The 16,269-nt window shown below is 69.9% G+C and carries 17 protein-coding genes; 4 read left to right on the top strand and 13 right to left on the bottom strand.

Annotation, left to right across the window (positions count from 1 at the left end; all coding sequences use genetic code 11):
* Positions 1 to 50: 50 nt before the first annotated feature.
* Positions 51 to 1,061, top strand: a complete 1,011-nt coding sequence (locus tag MPE_RS18630) for an ABC transporter substrate-binding protein (RefSeq protein ID WP_237706347.1) — start codon at positions 51 to 53, stop codon at positions 1,059 to 1,061.
* Positions 1,062 to 1,070: 9 nt separating this feature from the next.
* Here MPE_RS18630 and MPE_RS18625 read toward each other — a convergent pair whose 3' ends face one another.
* Positions 1,071 to 1,856 carry a response regulator gene (locus MPE_RS18625; RefSeq protein ID WP_011831259.1) on the bottom strand — a complete coding sequence of 262 codons (786 nt, stop codon included), beginning with the start codon at positions 1,854 to 1,856 and terminating at the stop codon, positions 1,071 to 1,073.
* Between the two features lie 151 nt (positions 1,857 to 2,007).
* Between MPE_RS18625 and MPE_RS18620 the strand changes: the two genes are divergently transcribed.
* Positions 2,008 to 2,499, top strand: coding sequence for a glutathione peroxidase (locus MPE_RS18620; RefSeq protein WP_011831258.1), 492 nt, complete (start codon positions 2,008 to 2,010; stop codon positions 2,497 to 2,499).
* A 12-nt stretch (positions 2,500 to 2,511) separates the two neighbouring features.
* On the opposite strand, the gene MPE_RS18615 is transcribed toward MPE_RS18620, so the two are convergent.
* On the bottom strand, positions 2,512 to 3,531 hold the full coding sequence (locus MPE_RS18615) for a DUF6976 family protein (protein WP_011831257.1): 1,020 nt from the start codon (positions 3,529 to 3,531) through the stop codon (positions 2,512 to 2,514).
* Positions 3,532 to 3,535: 4 nt separating this feature from the next.
* Complete coding sequence (locus tag MPE_RS18610; protein WP_011831256.1) at positions 3,536 to 4,309, bottom strand: hypothetical protein; 774 nt, start codon at positions 4,307 to 4,309, stop codon at positions 3,536 to 3,538.
* Between the two features lie 344 nt (positions 4,310 to 4,653).
* Between MPE_RS18610 and MPE_RS18605 the strand changes: the two genes are divergently transcribed.
* Together MPE_RS18605 and MPE_RS18600 are read left to right on the top strand one after the other, a co-directional pair.
* A complete protein-coding gene (locus MPE_RS18605; RefSeq protein ID WP_011831255.1) occupies positions 4,654 to 5,850 on the top strand; it encodes an amino acid aminotransferase in 1,197 nt (398 codons plus the stop codon).
* Between the two features lie 32 nt (positions 5,851 to 5,882).
* Positions 5,883 to 6,308 (top strand): VOC family protein, encoded by a 426-nt coding sequence (locus MPE_RS18600; RefSeq protein WP_011831254.1) that lies wholly within the window; start codon positions 5,883 to 5,885, stop codon positions 6,306 to 6,308.
* A gap of 17 nt (positions 6,309 to 6,325) precedes the next feature.
* Here the strand turns inward: MPE_RS18600 and MPE_RS18595 are convergent, their stop codons facing one another.
* The 10 genes from MPE_RS18595 to MPE_RS18550 form a co-directional block, all read right to left on the bottom strand.
* Positions 6,326 to 6,973 carry a glutathione S-transferase family protein gene (locus MPE_RS18595; RefSeq protein WP_011831253.1) on the bottom strand — a complete coding sequence of 216 codons (648 nt, stop codon included), beginning with the start codon at positions 6,971 to 6,973 and terminating at the stop codon, positions 6,326 to 6,328.
* Positions 6,974 to 6,982: 9 nt separating this feature from the next.
* Positions 6,983 to 7,888 carry an EamA family transporter gene (locus MPE_RS18590; RefSeq protein ID WP_011831252.1) on the bottom strand — a complete coding sequence of 302 codons (906 nt, stop codon included), beginning with the start codon at positions 7,886 to 7,888 and terminating at the stop codon, positions 6,983 to 6,985.
* Between the two features lie 64 nt (positions 7,889 to 7,952).
* The gene (locus MPE_RS18585; RefSeq protein WP_011831251.1) at positions 7,953 to 8,675 is read right to left on the bottom strand and encodes an enoyl-CoA hydratase/isomerase family protein; all 723 of its coding nucleotides are present in this window, start codon (positions 8,673 to 8,675) and stop codon (positions 7,953 to 7,955) included.
* Entirely contained in the window at positions 8,672 to 9,844 is a 1,173-nt protein-coding gene (locus MPE_RS18580) for a CaiB/BaiF CoA transferase family protein (protein WP_011831250.1), read from the bottom strand. The genes MPE_RS18585 and MPE_RS18580 overlap by 4 nt, the downstream gene beginning before the upstream one ends.
* Positions 9,845 to 9,908: 64 nt before the next feature.
* Positions 9,909 to 10,613, bottom strand: coding sequence for an ABC transporter ATP-binding protein (locus tag MPE_RS18575; RefSeq protein WP_011831249.1), 705 nt, complete (start codon positions 10,611 to 10,613; stop codon positions 9,909 to 9,911).
* On the bottom strand, positions 10,603 to 12,501 hold the full coding sequence (locus tag MPE_RS18570; protein ID WP_011831248.1) for a branched-chain amino acid ABC transporter ATP-binding protein/permease: 1,899 nt from the start codon (positions 12,499 to 12,501) through the stop codon (positions 10,603 to 10,605). The genes MPE_RS18575 and MPE_RS18570 overlap by 11 nt, the downstream gene beginning before the upstream one ends.
* The gene (locus tag MPE_RS18565) at positions 12,498 to 13,373 is read right to left on the bottom strand and encodes a branched-chain amino acid ABC transporter permease (RefSeq protein WP_011831247.1); all 876 of its coding nucleotides are present in this window, start codon (positions 13,371 to 13,373) and stop codon (positions 12,498 to 12,500) included. The genes MPE_RS18570 and MPE_RS18565 overlap by 4 nt, the downstream gene beginning before the upstream one ends.
* 109 nt (positions 13,374 to 13,482) lie before the next feature.
* On the bottom strand, positions 13,483 to 14,838 hold the full coding sequence (locus tag MPE_RS18560; protein WP_011831246.1) for a substrate-binding protein: 1,356 nt from the start codon (positions 14,836 to 14,838) through the stop codon (positions 13,483 to 13,485).
* Between the two features lie 125 nt (positions 14,839 to 14,963).
* The gene (locus MPE_RS18555; protein WP_011831245.1) at positions 14,964 to 15,137 is read right to left on the bottom strand and encodes a rubredoxin; all 174 of its coding nucleotides are present in this window, start codon (positions 15,135 to 15,137) and stop codon (positions 14,964 to 14,966) included.
* The gene (locus tag MPE_RS18550; RefSeq protein WP_041929761.1) at positions 15,134 to 16,216 is read right to left on the bottom strand and encodes a Rieske 2Fe-2S domain-containing protein; all 1,083 of its coding nucleotides are present in this window, start codon (positions 16,214 to 16,216) and stop codon (positions 15,134 to 15,136) included. Before MPE_RS18550 ends, MPE_RS18555 begins: the two co-directional genes overlap by 4 nt.
* Positions 16,217 to 16,269: the final 53 nt, after the last annotated feature.

The following is a 16,269-nucleotide window of genomic DNA, read 5'->3' as shown; positions in this document are numbered from 1 at the left end:
GCACGATGGCGGTCCCCGCGACTCCTTGCCGCCGCCACATGTCCGTCCCGATGAAACGCCGCTCCCTGTTGCTGGCGGCGCTGTGCGCGGCGGCCACGCCCGTGCGGGCCGCCGACAAGGTGGTGTTCGCCACCAACTGGAAGGCGCAGGCCGCGCACGGCGGCTTCTACCAGGCGCTGGCCGACGGCACCTATGCGAAATATGGTCTCGACGTGCAGATCCGCCCGGGCGGACCGCAGGTCAACAACCGGCCGTTGCTGCCGGCCGGCCGGATCGACTTCCTGATGACCGGCAACCTGCTGCACAGCTTCGACAACGTGAAGAACGGCGTGCCCACCGTCGTGGTGGCCGCGATGTTCCAGAAGGACCCGCAGGCGTTGTTCGCCCATCCCGGCCAAGGGGTGCGCGGCTTCGAAGACCTGAAGAAGGCGCCGGTGGCCTGGATCGCGAAGGACGCGCAATTCACCTGGTGGGCCTGGCTCAAGAGCGAACACGGCTTTCGCGACGAGCAGCTGCGCCCCTATGCCTACAACCTCGGCCCCTTCCTCGCCAACCCGAAGAGCATCCAGCAGGGCTATGCGGTCGAGGAGCCGGTCTCGATCGAGCAGCAGGGCGGCTTCAAGCCGCTCACCTTCCTGCTGGCCGACCACGGCTTCTCGACCTATTCGACGCTGATCGAGACCACGGCCGAGACGGTGGCGCGCAAGCCCGAGCTGGTGCGGCGCTTCGTCGATGCGTCGATCGTCGGCTGGGTCACCTACCTGTACGGCGACCGCCGCCCGGGCGACGCGCTGATCCTGCGCGACAACCCGGACATGCGGGCCGAGACCATTGCCCGCTCGGTGGGGCTGATGAAGGAACTGGGCATCGTCGACTCGGGCGATGCGCAGACGCTGGGCATCGGCGCGATGAAGCCGGAGCGCATCCGTGACTTCCACGACAAGATGGTCCGGGCCGGGCTGTACCGGGCCGGCGAGGTGGACCTGGAGCGCGTGGCCACCACGCACTTCGTGAACCGCGGCACCGGCGTGGCGCTGATGCGGCAGCTGCGCGGGCGCTAGCCCGACGGTCTAGCGGGCGCGCCGCCGCCGGTTGCTGCAGGTGCGCAGCACCGTCACCAGCTCGGCCGCGTCGATCGGCTTGCCGAGGAAGCCGTCGGCGCCGGCGATCGTCGCGCGCACGCGGTCGCTGGGCGTCGACTGGGCGCTGACCAGCACCACCGTCGGCGCGCCCTTGCGGCGCTGCTTGATCTGCTGGCACAGCGCCAGGCCGTCCATGTCCTTCATCTCCACGTCGCTGAAGACGATGCGAAAGTGCGATGTCTGGAGGCGCTCGAGCGCGTCGGCGCCGCTCACCGCCGTCGTGACGCGGCAGCCCAGCTTCTGCAGCTGCACCTGCAGGAGCCGGCGCGCGATGTCGATGTCGTCGACCACCAGCACATCGATGTCGAAGTGCGTCTCGTCCGCGGCGCGCGGCCGCCGGGCCGGACGCGCGGCGGCGGTCTTCGGCGCATAGGGGTCGGCCACCGCCTGGCGCGCCAGCATCAGGGTCTCGAGCGCGCGCGCCACCTGTCGTGCGTCGATCGGGCGGTGCAGGTGCATCACCGCGCCGTCCGGCACCTGCTGGCCGATGAACACGGCTGCGGCCATGCGGGCGGCGGCGCGCACCTCCTCGACGGCGGCCGGCCGATCGCCATCGACCACGCAGAAGTCGCTGTCGGCCAGCGAGGCGGCCGGCTCGAAGGCGGGCGTCTGGCCCGCTGCCAGCCGGAAATAGCTCTCGAGCGCCTGCTGCTCGAAGGCACTGAATCCCACCAGTGCCACGCGGTGCCTCGGGGTCACGACGGGCTGGGGCATGGGAGGCGGAGCGGTTCGCGCATGGATCGCATGCTCCGCTGCGCTGGCGGGCGCGTCAATCCCACGCCGAGCGAAGTGCCGGATGTCGGCGCGCACCGGCCGGGCCTAGCATTGGCGCAATCACCACCGCGCGGCCTACCGGGAGTCCTGCATGATCACCACCACGATCTACGATTTCGAGGCCCGGTCCATCGACGGCCGGACCGTCTCGCTGGCCGACTACCGCGGCAAGGTGCTGCTGATCGTCAACACCGCCAGCGCCTGCGGCTTCACGCCGCAGTTCGCCGGTCTCCAGTCGCTGTGGCAGGCCTACGGCGAGCGTGGGCTGGCGGTCCTCGGCTTTCCGAGCAACGAGTTCGGCGGGCAGGATCCCGGCAGCAACGACGAGATTGCCAGCTTCTGCCAGCTGAACTACGGCGTCAGCTTCCCGATGATGGCCAAGGTCGAGGTCAACGGCGCCGGTGCCCATCCGCTCTACCGGTGGCTCACCGGCGAGGTCAAGGGCCTGCTCGGGACGCGGGCGATCAAGTGGAACTTCACCAAGTTCCTCGTCGGGCGCGACGGCCGCGTCCTCGGGCGCTATGCGCCGACCGACAAGCCCGAGAGCCTGACGCGCGACATCGAGGCCGCGCTCGCCGCCTGAGGTCGCGCGCGCTCAGCCGCGGTCGATCGACAGCACGACCATGGTCTGGTTCAGCAGCTGGTAGGCCACCTCGCCGAAGGTCATCGGCCCGGTGATGGGCCCGGTGCGCTTGCCTTCGAGTTCGGAATACAGGTAGTTCAGGATGCAGTTGCAGCTCCAGCCGACCTGTCCACTGTCGGCGGGCAGCGCACCGACCAGCGCCTGTTCGTAGTTGTCCATCGGACGCGCGAAACGGTACTCGATGTCGTCGAACACCGGAGCGTAGAAGTCGACGCGGTGGTCGGCCTCGTCGATGCCCTTGAACGACACGTTGACCATCGCGCCGGAGTAGTCGGCCACCAGGGGCCAGCGCGTGTCGACCGCGTTGCGCTGCAGGTAATCGGCAAAGTTGACCGGCTTGCCGTTGACCACGCAGTCGTGCGCGTGGAACCCGGCTTCGGTGAAGCGGATGCGATCACCGTCGCCCTGCTCGAACAGGTTGACGATGTCCAGCCGTGCCAGCTGATCCTCGGGCAGCGGCAGGTGCATCACCAGCGCACGCTCGCCGTCGAACTCGCCGGTCTCGCCGTTCACGACGACCGGTGTCGCCTTGCCGAGATCGTCGAGGTGGATGCCGGCGATCCACCCGAGCAGCGGCTTCAGGTACATGTCCTCGTACTGCGGCGCCTCGCGCGCGAACTGCGAGTGCACGGCCGAGAAGGCCGGAATGATGATCAGCGAGTAGCCATTGGCCGGGCCGTCGACGCACACGTTTGGCAGGCTCTTCGCGTCGTACCAGCGCAGCGTCGACTCGAGGGCAGCGCCGGGCAGCGCCGCGACGAACACCTGGTCACGCGTGGTGCGCCCGCCGTCCTGGCCCATGAAGTAGGGGATGCTGCCGCCGATCCAGCGGCCACGCGGCAGCCGGCGCAGCAGTGCCTCCTCGCCGGCGACCATGTAGCGGCCGTGGCTGCGTAGCAGCACGCCGGCTTCCTCGACGGACATCAGCGCGCCGGTGGCGGGGCGCAGCGACGATGAGGGTCGTGCGGTCATGGCCTCATCCTAGTTTCAGTTGCGCCAGCTCGTGCGACAGCACCCGCTCGTTCTTCACGAAATAGCGGTGCAGGTCGCGCAGCTTCAGCAGGCGGACCTCGTCGTCGGAGATGAGGTCGAGCTGCGAGCGCACCCGCGTGAGCATCAGCTTCAGGCTCAGCACGCGGATGTCGAGCTGCAGGTCGCCGTTGGCGAGCCGCAGCCAGATCGGGTCGGTGACGTCGGGCACGTCGCCGGTGGCGTCGGGCATGGCGTTCGGCAGCGTGGCAGCCACCGCGGCCGGCGGCGTCGCGGCGTTCGCGGTGTCGGTGCGCGTCGGTGGCGCAGGGTTCGCCGCGGCCTGCACCTGGGCACGGCCGTTGTCGAGCGCGAAGCGATAGCGCCAGACGTCATTCAGCGACAACTTCATCAGACTGCAGATCGCCTGCAGCGACACGCCCTCGTTGAAGAAGGCGAACACCTGCTGCGCCAGCGCCGTGGTGAAGGGCATGCCCGGGTCGCCCATCCACGGCAGCTTGTCGACCTCCGAGGTCGACGGGATCGACACGTGCAGGAAGAAGCGCACCGGCCCGAGCGACAGGTGCTGCCACATGTGCTGCTGCATGCGCACCGGCACGCCCTTCTTCGGGCGGCCGAACCAGCCGCGCTCCACCTGCGGACCGATCCACACGTCGCAACGGCGCTTGCGAAGGTCCAGTTGATAGTCGCCGATCTCCCACGGCCCGTCGACCAGCAACAGGTGGCGCAGCAGCGACTTGTCGACTCCGATCATGAGCATGTCTCCTCGTGGCGCGTCGTCCCGGGCCTTCGATGACGAGACCCGGGCGGGCGGCGTGTTGTGCCGGCTGCCATTGCAAGTGCAGGGCCACGATCGGCCGTCGGCGCCGCGCGGGCCGGAAAGGCGCGGCCCTTGCCCAGAAACGCACGAACCTGCGGCCCCGGTGCGGCCATTCCGCCGGTCGGGCGACGGATTCCGTCAGTGTGACGTCGCGGCCACGGCGCGAGCTGTGCTGCGCGGGTGCTCCGCGGTGAAGCGAGGGGATGCTGCGGCCTCAGGGTTTGTTCCGATCCGCTAGGGCTGCCTCGATAATCCGGCCTCCTCCGTCTTCACCCCCCGCCGCCATGTTCCAGCACGTCGAAGCCTATCCCGGCGACCCGATCCTGAGCCTCAACGAAGACTTCCAGAAGGATCCGCGCGCGGGCAAGGTCAACCTCAGCATCGGCATCTACTTCGACGATGCCGGCCGCATCCCGGTGCTGGGTTCGGTGCAGCGCGCCGAGGCCGAACTGCTGGCGCGCGGCGGCACCAAGTCCTACCTGCCGATCGAGGGCGCTGCCAATCTGCGCAACGCCGTGCAGGCCCTGCTGTTCGGCGCCGGCCACGAGGCGGTGACCGGCCGGCGCATCGCGACGATCCAGTCGGTCGGCTCCAGCGGCGGGCTCAAGGTCGGCGCCGACTTCCTCGTGCGCTACTTCCCCGGCAGCGCGGTCTGGGTCAGCGATCCGACCTGGGACAACCACCGCGCGATGTTCGAGGGCGCAGGCCTGACGGTGAACACCTACCCCTACTACGACCCGGCGACGGGGGGGCTGAAGTTCGACGCCATGCTCGCCGCGCTACGCGGGCTGCCGCCCCGGAGCATCGTGCTGTTGCATGCCTGCTGCCACAACCCGACCGGCGTCGACCTGAGCGCCGCGCAATGGGAGGCGTTGATCCCGGTGCTGCGCGAGCGGCAGCTGCTGCCTTATCTGGACCTGGCCTACCAGGGCTTCGGCGACGGCATCGAGGCCGATGCCCACGCGGTGCGCGCGCTGGCTTCGGCCGGCCTGAGCTTCTTCGTCGCCAACTCCTTCAGCAAGAGCATGAGCCTGTATGGGGAGCGGGTCGGCGCATTGAGCGTCGTCTGCCCCGATGCCGCGCAGGCCGACAACGTGCTCGGGCAGCTCCGCGCCACGGTACGCCGCAACTATTCCAGCCCGCCGATCCACGGCGGCCAGCTGGCCGCGCTGGTGCTCGGCGAGCCGGCGCTGCGGGCCCAGTGGGAAGGCGAGCTCGCCGCGATGCGCGACCGCATCCTGGCGATGCGCCGCGCGCTGCACGCTGCCCTCACCGCCCGCCTGCCGGGTCGGGACTTCGGCTACTTCCTCAGCCAGCGCGGCATGTTCAGCTACACCGGCCTGAGCGCGGCCCAGGTCGACCTGCTGCGCGAACGGCATGCCGTCTACCTGGTGCGCTCCGGCCGCATGTGCGTGGCCGGGCTCAACACCGGCAACGTGCAGACGGTCGCCGAGGCGATGGCCGCAGTGCTGGGCGGCTGAATGCAGGCGGTCGGGCACCGAAGGAGGCAGCGATGAGCGACGACAACCCGAGTGCGATCTCCCATGTCTCGATCGGCAGCAACCGCTTCGAGTCGGCGCGCGACTTCTACGACGCGGTGCTCGCCACGCTCGGCGTGCGGCGCCTGATGGAGCACTCCGGCGCCGCGGCGTACGGCAAGGTCTACCCCGAGTTCTGGCTGCAGACACCGATCGACGGCGCGCCGGCCTCGGTGGGCAACGGCAGCCACGTCGGCTTCCTGGCGGCGAGCCGCGCTCAGGTCGATGCCTTCTACGCGGCGGCGGTGGCGGCGGGTGCCCGTGGCGACGGCCCGCCCGGCCCGCGCCCGCACTACGGCGCACCCTACTACGGCTGCTTCGTGCGCGATCTCGACGGCCACAAGATCGAGGCCTCGTTCTGGGACGAGGCGCTCGCGAGCGCCGCCACGCCCGGCGACTGAGCCGCCGCCTGCGCCGCTCAGACCCAGGGCAGCGCCAGTCCCTCGCGTTCGAACACCTGCCGCACCGCGGGTCGGTCGAGCACGCGCTGGAGGTAGGTCCCCAGCGCCGGCCGCACGCGGGCCGGATGCGCGAAGTGGCGCGTCCAGCGGCACAGCATCAGCGCATAGGCGTCGACCGCGCTGTAGCGTGCGCCGAGCAGCCATGGCCCGCCGTGGCGCTGCAGTTCGGCCTCCAGCAGATCGAGCAGCGCACCGGTGCGGCCTTCGGCGCAGCTCTTGAGCTCGGCAGCGCCCGCGTCGTTGCCGTCGGTGAGCCAGCGCTCGGGGTAGAAGAACACCATCAGCGTCGCCTGCAGCGTGTTCGTCAGCCACACCAGCCACTTGTAGAAGTGCGCCCGCTCGTCGCTGCCCGGCGGCGGCGCCAGACCCGCCTGCGGATGGCGGTCGACCAGATGCAGGCAGATCGCGGCGCTCTCGTACAGCACCAGGTCGCCGTCGACCAGCACCGGCACGCGGCCGTTCGGGTTGAGCGCCAGGTAGGCCGGCGAGCGGTGCGCCTGCGCCGCGGTGTCGACCGGCCGCAGCACGAAGGGCACGCCGATCTCGGTCAGCAGGATGTGCGGTGCCATCGCCGCGGTGCTGGGCGCATGGTGGAGTTCGATCATGCGGGCCTCTCAGGAGACGGATTCGGTGAAGCGCTCGCTCGTGGCGGCCCGGCGCGTGGCTCGGCTGGCCAGCGTGTTGAGCGCCAGGCCGCCCAGCACCAGCGCGGTCGCGCCCAGCTTCCAGCCGGGCAGGCTCTCGCCGAGCAGCAGCGACGAGGCCGCCATGCCGAACACCGGCACCAGCAGCGCAGCCGGCGCCACGGTCGCGGCCGGGTGGCGCGCCAGAAGCCAGTTCCACGCGCCGTAGCCGAACAGCGTGTTGCCCAGCGCCTGCCACGCCACCGCGGCCCAGGCACCGGCGCTGGCCTGCGACAGGCTCGTGGCGATGCGCGCCGGGCCCTCGATCAGCAGGCTCAGCAGCGCCAGCGCGGGCGCGGCGAACACGCTGATCCAGACCATGAAGCCCAGCATGTCGACCCGGCCGACCGACCGGGCCACCATGTTGGCGCCGGCCCAGCACAAGGCGGCCGTGAGCACCAGCACCAGGCCCAGCGCGGTGATGCTGTGCTGGTCGATGTGGCCGGCGATCAGCGCCATGCCGGTGACCGCGAGTCCGAGGGCCAGCCCCTGCAGCAGCCGCGGCCGCTCGCCGTCGAGCAGCATCGCCAGCACGATGGTGAAGAACACCTGCGTCTGGATCACCAGCGAGGCCAGACCCGGCGAGATGTCGGCGCGCATCGCATACAGCATCAGCCCGAACAGGCCCAGGCCGTGCAGCGCACCGAAGCCGGCCAGCTTGTGCCAGGGTACGGCCGGTCGCTTGATGAACAGCAGCAGCGGGAACGCCGACAGCGCGAAGCGCAGCGTCGTGAACAGCAGCGGCGGCAGCTCGGCCAGGCCCCACTTGATGACGACGAAGTTGGTGCCCCAGACCGCGACCACGGCCAGGGCGAGCAGCAGGTGCGGAAGGGGCATGGCGGCAGTTTAGGAGCCGCGACCGGCGCCGCGCCGCGGTGGGGACAAGGACCGCCGCGCGATCTCAGGCGCGACGGTAGGCGGCCACCCGCGCATGCAGGCCGCGGCGGCCGACGCTGCGCACCAGGTCCGCGAGGTCGGCGTCGGCGGTGTCCGCATCGGTCAGCGCGAACAGCGTGCGCAGGCTGGCCGCATCGAGCTTGCGGGTCGATTCCACCAGGGCATCGACCCGTGCTTCCGGCCCTTGGGCCTCCACGAGTTCGGTGAGCAGCCCGCAATGCAGCGCCGCCGCGGCATCCAGCTCCTCGTTGTGCAGCAGGATGGCGCGTGCGCGCTCGGCGCCGGTGATGGTCGCGAGACGCCGCGTGCCGAGCGCGACGCCGAACTGGAAGCCGGGGAACCTGAACCGCGCCGCCGGCGTGCCGATGCGAACGGCACACGAGCAGGCGATGTCGGCGCCGGCGCCGAAGGCTGCGCCGGCCACCCAGGCGATGGTGAGGAAGCGCGCCTGGCGCAGTCGCGCGAGCAGTTCGTTGATGCGCACGAAGCGCAGCAGCAGGTCGCCTTCGGACAACTGCTCGTAGCCGGTGAAATCGAAGCCCGCGCAGAAGTTGCGGCCCTCGCCGCGGATCACCAGCGCCAGGGTCTCCGGGCCGATCGCGTCGAGGCTGGCGTGCAGATGGTCGACCAGGGCCGCCGACAGGGCGTTGGCCTTGTCGGGACGGTTGAGGCGCAGCGTGCGCACGCCCTCGGCGGTGGGCGGCGACAGCAGCGCGAGTTCGCTCATCGCAACCACTCCCGGGCGACGGCCTCGGTGTGCTCGCCCAGACGCGGCGGACGGGCGTCGACCGAGAACTCGTAGCCTGCGATGTGCACCGGAAAGCCGATCGTCGGCGTCTTCAGTCCGTTGGGCAGCTCGAGCTCGGCGACCCAGCCGCGCTCCTTGACGTGCGGGTCGGCCAGGATGTCGGCGAAGTCGTTGATCGGTGCGCAGGGCACACCGCGCCGGTCGAACTCGGCCAGCCAGTCGGCCGCGCTGCGGCGCGCGAAGTGCGGCTGCAGCAGCGCGGCGAGCTCGCGCTGGTTGGCCGCCCGCAGGGTCTGCGTCACGAAGCGCGCGTCGGCCTCGAGCTGCGGTTGACCCACCGCCGCGCACACCTCGCCCCACAGCTTGTCGTTGCCGGCGGCGATCACGAAGGGCTTGTCGCTGCCCTCGAAGGCCTGGTACGGCGCATTGCGCGGGTGGGCCGAGCCGAGCCGCTGCGGCGCCCGGCCGGTGCCGAAGTACTCGCTGATCTGCAGCGCCGAGATGCCCAGCATGCAGCCGAGCATCGAGCAGTCGATCTGCGTGCCGACGCCGGTGCGACGCACTTCCATGATGGCTGCGAGGATGGAATAGGCCGCATAGAGTCCGGCGGTGAAGTCGGCCACCGGCACGCCGCACTTCACGGGGATGCTGTCGTTCTCGCCGGTCACGCTCATCAGCCCGCTGATGGCCTGGACCGTCACGTCGAAGGCGCCCTTCTTCGCATAGGGGCCGTCCTGGCCGTAGCCGGTGACCGAGCAGTACACCAGCTGCGGGCGACGTTCGCGCAGCGCTTCGTAGCCCAGACCCAGGCGCTGCATCACGCCCGGGCGGAAGTTCTCCAGCACGATGTCGGCCGCCGCGCAGAGGTCGCGCACGCGTGCCACGTCGGCCGGATCCTTGAGGTTGGCCGCGATGCTGCGCTTGTTGCGGTTGAGCGAGGCGAAGTTGCCGCTGTAGGCCTCGGCGTCGGGCGCGGCGCGCATCAGCGGCGGCCACTGGCGCATGCCGTCGCCGCCGTCGGTGTTCTCGACCTTCACCACGTCGGCGCCCAGGTCGGCGAGCAGCATCCCGCAGAACGGCACCGTGACGATCTGGCCGAACTCGAGCACCCTGAGGCCTGCGAGGGGTCGAAAGGAATCAACTGACATATCCGCTCCTACTGAATCAAACATCGTTCGCGGGTCACCGGGCCGCCGGCGGGTGCGACCGGCCCTAGACCGAGAGGTGGCGCTTCTGCGTCTCCTTGTCGTCCATCAGCGCCTTGGCCGAGCCTTCATGGACCACCAGGCCGTTGCTGAGCAGGTAGACGCGGTCGGCCAGCGTCAGGCAGGCCTTGACGTTCTGCTCGACGATCACGATCGTCTGGCCTTCCTTCGCCAGCCGGCCCACCACTTCCATCAGCGCGCGCACGATGATCGGTGCCAGCCCCTCGAACGGCTCGTCGAGCATCAGCAGGCGCGGCGACTGGATCAGCGCCCTCGCGATCGACAGCATCTGCTGCTCGCCGCCCGACAGATGCCGGCCGTGCGACTTCTTGCGCTCGCCCAGGCGCGGGAACACCTCGTACATCGCGTCGATGGTCAGCGGCTTGGCGCAGCCCATCGCGGCGAGGACCAGGTTCTCCTCCACCGTCAGGCCGGCGAACACGCGGCGGTCTTCCGGCACCAGCTGGATGCCGGCGCGCGCCCGGCCTTCCGGCGAGGCGTCGCGCAGCGCACGACCGGCATATTCGATGACGCCGGACTTCGGCTCCAGCAGCCCCATCACGGTCTTCAGCGTGGTGGTCTTGCCCGAGCCGTTGCGGCCGAGCAGCGCAACCACCTCGCCCTCGGCGACGCGCAGGTTGATGTCGTGGAGCACATGCGATTCGCCGTAGCAGGAGTTGACGTCGCGCAGCGAGAGCAGGTCAGTCTTCATCGCGACCTCCCATGTAGGCGGAGTGGACGATCGGGTTCTCTCGGATCTCCGCCGGCGGCCCGACGGCGAGGTTGCGACCCATGTGCAGCACGGCGATGCGGTCGGCCAGGCCGAACAGCGCGTCCATGTCGTGCTCGACCACCAGCGTGGTGCGCCCGATGCTGGCCGCCTTGATCACGCCCACCACCTGCACGCGCTCTTCGGGACTGAGGCCGGCCAGCGGTTCGTCCAGCAGCAGCACGTCGGGCTGGGTGGCCAGCGCGATGCCGATCTCGAGCCGGCGCTTCTCGCCGTAGGACAGGTCGGACACCGGCCCGCCCAGTCGGTCGGACAGGCCCATCATCGCCAGCAGCCGGTCGGCGTCCTTCATCAGCTCGCCATCGCGCTTGACCGAGGCCATCACGTCGAAGCGGAACGCGCCGCGCTGGCGCGCCAGCAGCGGCACCAGCAGGTTCTCGCGCAGGCTGAGCTCGGGGTAGACCTGCACGATCTGGTAGCTCTTGCTGATGCCCATCGCGCAGGCCTCGCGCACACCCACGCCGGTGATGTTCCTGCCGCGGAAATGCACCTCGCCGCTGGTGGCCGGCATCTCGCCGGTGAGGATGCGGAACAGCGTGCTCTTGCCGGCGCCGTTCGGGCCGATCAGGCCCATGATCTCGCCCTCGCGCACCGACAGGCACACGTCCTCCAGCGCCACCAGGCCGCCGAACTGCTTGCGGATGTGGCGTGCCTCGATTGCCGGCACGCCGTCGTCCGAGGCGGCTGCGCGCGGCGACGCCGTGGCCGTGCCCGCCGCCGCGGCGAAGAAGTCGGCCGGCGGTGCCGCCGGCGCGAACGCGGCGAGCTTCTCGGTGGCGGCCGCCGCGGCCGCGGCCGCCGCCATCCGCCGCTTGTAGAAGACGTGCTGGATCTCGCCGACGATGCCGCGTCGCATCGTCGTGACGGCCAGGATGAACAGCGCGCCGAGGATCAGCTTCCACATGCCGCCGATGCCGGGGATCTGCTGCAGGATGTCGCGCAGGTAGATCCACACCGCCGCGCCGACCAGCGGGCCGATCAGCGTGCGCACGCCGCCGACCACCGTCTGCATGACCACCTGGCCCGAGGTGTCGAGCGCGAACGCATCGGGGCCCACGTAGCTCTGGAAGATGCCCATCAGCGTGCCCGCCAGGCCGGCATAACCGGCCGCCACGACGAAGGCCGCCATCTTGTAGCGCTGCACGTCGTGCCCCACCGCCAGCGTGCGCTCGGGGTTGATGCGCGTGGCGTTGAGCACCCGGCCGAACGGCGAGGTCACCACGCGTCGCGCGAACCAGAACGTGGCGACGAAGATCGTCGCGATCACCGCATACATGCCCCAACCCGAGGCGAGCTCGAAGCTGCGGTCGCCGAACTGGAACACCGGATGCGGCACGCCGGGCAGGCCGTTGTCGCCGCCGGTCCAGCGCGACAGCACCGAGTGCTGGATGAAGAAGCACAGCTCGCCGATCGCGAAGGTGATCATCGAGAAATAGATGCCCACGCGCTTGAGCGCCACCATGCCGACCAGCACGCTGAACAGCATCGACGCCACCACGCCGGCGCCGATCGCCAGCAGGAAGTTCGTCACCAGCCCGCTGACCAGCAGGTAGGCGGTCACGAAGCTGCCGGTGCCGAAGAACGCCGCCTGGCCGAACGACAGCATGCCGGCGTAGCCGAACAGGATGTCGAAGCCCAGGCCGAAGATGCCCCACAGCAGGATGCGGATCGCGGTGTCGACCGAGCCGCCACCGGCAAGCAGCAGGAAGGGCATCAGCGCGAGCGCGAGGACGATCCAGCACTCGGTCGGCAGCGAGACCGCCAGCCGCCGCACGCCGCCCGCGCGGGCGGCCAGTTGTTGCGCCGTCATTTCCGTCCCTCCACGCCCATCAGGCCGCGCGGGCGGACCGCCAGGATCGCCACCATGGTCAGGAACAGCGCCACGTCGCTGTAGGCGGCCTCGAAGATCGCCGTCAGCGTCTGGATCTGGCCGGCGATGAAGCCGCCGATGATGGCGCCAGGGAAGGACCCCAGGCCGCCGATCACCACCACCACGAAGGACTGCACCATGAAGCGCGCGCCGACGTCCGGGTTGATCGAGACGATCGGCGCCATCACCACGCCGGCCAGCCCGACGGCCAGCACGCCGATCGCGAACACCACCGCCTTGATCTGCGCCGCACGCAGGCCGAGGATGCGCACCATCAGCGTGTCCTCGATCGCGGCGCGCACGATCAGGCCGAGCCGGGAGTGGTAGAGCAGCAGGTAGAACACCAGCAGCGACAGCGCGGCGATGCCGAACACCACCAGCCGGTATTCCGGGTAGATCACCGGTCCGATCGACACGGCGCCGGCGGCCCAGTCGGGCGACGGCATCGCGCGGCCGACGCCGCCGAAGATGGCGCGCAGCGCCTCCACGATGACGATGCCCAGGCCGAAGGTCAGCAGGATCTGGTCCTCGTGGGGTCGCTGGTAGAAGCGGCTGATCAGTCCGCGCTCGATGACGAAGCCGAAGGCGCAGGTCACGGCCGCGCCGATCACCACGGCGGCCAGGTAGGAGCCGGTCCATTCGAATGCCAGCCAGCCGGCGTAGGCGCCGATCGCGAAGAACGCGCCGTGCGCGAAGTTCACGAGGCCGAGCGTCCCGAGGATGATGGTCAGGCCGCAGCCGACGAGCGCCAGCGTGCCGCCGAGCACCAGGCCGTGGAACACCTGCGATATGACGAGAGGGAGAGGTGGCATGGGAGCCTCCATGGGCCCGCCGCGTGAGCGGCAGCGGGCGGGTCGGATGGATCGGGCGGATCGGCGGCGGACCGGCGCGCTTCGGCGGCGGTCGCGCTGCCGCGGAACCTCAGGTGAGTTCGCCCATCTTGCAGGTGCCCTGGTCGAGCGGCGTCACGGCGTCGGCGCCGGGGATCATCTTGATCACCTCGTAGTAGTCGTCCTTGGACTTCATCTCGGAGGGCTTCTTGCCGCGCATCACCGGGACAGGACGGACCAGCTGGTGGTCCTCGGGACGGTACATCACGTCGCCCAGCGTGGTCCTGATCGGCACGCGCGCCTCGAGGGCCTTGATGACCTCCGGCGGGTAGAAGGTCTTGGCGCGCTCCACCGCCACCGCCCAGATCAGCATCTGCGAGTAGGCGATGTGCGCCGGCCAGTAGGGCTTGTAGTTGTGCTTGGCCTGGAAGTCGTCGACGAACTGCTTCGCGAGCTCGTTGCTCTCGGCCAGCGACCACCAGAAGTCCATCACGCCCAGGATGTCCTGCGTCACCTCGGGGCCCAGCTGCTGCGCAAGGAAGGGCTGCAGCGTCGGCACCACCAGGGCGGCATTCTTCATGACACCGAAGTTCTTGGCCTGCTTGATGGACACCGAGCAATCGTTGCCGACCGTGCAGTTCACGAACACGTCGGCGCCGCTGTTGGCGATGTTGAGCAGGTAGGTGCTGAAGTCGGCGGTGCCGATCGGGCAGACCTGCTTGGACACCGTCTTCCAGCCCATCGGCTCGGTCAGCCGCGCCATCGATTCGAACTGCGTGTGGCCGAAGGTGTAGTCGGGCACCAGGTAGGCCACCTTCTTGCCCTTGCCCAGCCGCTCGGCCAGCACCGGGGCCAGCGCGCGCGAGGCCATGGTGGTGCTGGGCTGCGAGCGGAAGCTGTAGCGCTGGCAGTCCTTGCCGGTCACGTCGTCCGAGCCGGCCGGACCGGCCATGTAGAGCACCTTCTCGCGCTGCGCCAGCTTGCCGAGCGCGACGGTCACCGCGCTGCTGTAGCAGCCGGTCATCAGGATCGCCTTGTTGTTGCGGAGGAAGCGGGTCTGTCCCTGGATCGCCGATTCGGCCTTGGCCTCCGTATCGACCACGCCGAAGGTGATGGTCTTGCCCAGGACACCCTTGCCCTTGAGCTCGGGGATCTTGCCGGCCAGCTTGCCCGAGTTCAGGTGCTCGAACGCCAGCTCGAAGCCGAGCTGCTGATCCTTGCCTTCGGCCGAGAACGCCCCGGTCAGCGGGACCGACACGCCCACGAATACCGAGTTGCCCTCGGTGCCGGCCGGAAAGTTGCCGAGCGGCGGGAAGCTCTGCGCTCGCGCGTCGCGCATCGCGCCGGGCAGCAGGCCCAGCCCGCTCGCGGCCGCGGCGGACAGCACGAGGCTCCGGCGCAGGGTGTCGGGGGTTGCGTCGAACGCGATAGGTCGCTTGTTTGTCACCTCGATCTCCTTTCGGGAAAACCACCGACAGACCTGCCCGGGCTCTGCCGGCCCGGTACAGCGATGTCAGCCATTGATCGGCCGACTCCGGCCGACCGCCTGGCGCCGCGTGCGCGGCGCCTTGATCACTCTGCGGGAACCATCTCGAACTCGTCCTTGCTGGCCCCGCAGTCGGGGCAGCTCCAGCTGTCGGGCACGTCGGCCCAGGCGGTGCCGGGCGCGATGCCTTCCTCGGGCAGGCCGGCCGCCTCGTCGTAGACGAAGCCGCACAGCACGCAGCGCCATTTCAGGGAGTTCATGCAGCGACCGCCTGCGACGCCGGTTGAGCTTCGGCAGCCACCATGTCGCGCACGATCTCGCGGGCCTTGAGGATGCCGGTGTCCGCGCGCAGGTGCATCTCGCCGAGGTAGTGCGTGTCGGCCAGGTCGAGCATCTTCTGCTGCTCGGTCAGGGCCCACAGGTCCTGGGCGATCACGCCGGGGAACTTCTCGGCCACGCGCGCGACGGTCGACACGCTCGGATCGGCGGGCCAGCGGTGGCCGGCGCGACAGGCGGCGATGACGCGCCAGCGGTGGTGGCGCTCGTCGATCGGCGTGATCAGGTGCGTGAGGATGTAGCCTCGTTCGTCCTCGGTCTCCAGCCGCCCGGGCGGCGCGCAGCGCAGATCCACGCGGATCGCCGCGGGCGAGATCATGCTGTGGGAGTGGTGGCGGTCGACCAGTTCGTAGCCGAAGAAATCTTCCAGGTAGGGCGGGTGGCGGTAGGACTCGGCCTTGCGCACCGAGGTCACCGACCGATTGCCCTGGACGCCTTCGTGGGAGAACTCGACCGGGATCTCGCTGTTGGCGATGTCGCCGATGTTGCCGTCGTGCAGCGGGTAGAAGTGGCTGATGTCGAGCAGGTTCTCGATCAGCAGCAGGTAGTTCGTCGGCACCTCGGCGTTCTGCACGCGGATGGCTTCCCATTCGGGACTGGCGAGCTCGGGGATGCGCGGCGGGCGCAGCGCCGGGTTCGCGTCGTCGCCCATCCAGATCCAGACCATGCCGTCCTGTTCGACGATCGGATAGGGCCGCAGCTTCGCGCGGCTGGGGATCGCGCGGCCCGGTTGCGACGGGATCTTCACGCACTTGCCGGCGCTGTCGAAGCAGAGGCCGTGGTACGCGCATTCGAGCGTGCCGTCGGCGAGCAGCTTGCCCGCGGCGAGCGGCATGCGCTTGTGGCAGCAGCGGCCGTCGAAGGCGACGACCTCGCCGCCCGCTTCCGGGCGCCACAACACCAGCGGCAGGCCGACGATCGTCTGGCCGACCAGCTGGCCGGGCGCGAACTCGTCGCTGGTTCCTGCGACGTACCAGAGGTTTCGGATCAGGGTCTCTTTCACTTGGATCTCCACGGAAGAGTGCAGAAAGCTCGATCGGCCCGGGCGTGCCGCCG

The organism is Methylibium petroleiphilum PM1 (assembly GCF_000015725.1).
GTDB classification, from domain to species: Bacteria; Pseudomonadota; Gammaproteobacteria; order Burkholderiales; family Burkholderiaceae_C; genus Methylibium; species Methylibium petroleiphilum.
The sequence above is the reverse complement of the archived record's forward strand: the minus strand, read 5'-3'. Positions and strand labels throughout refer to the sequence as shown.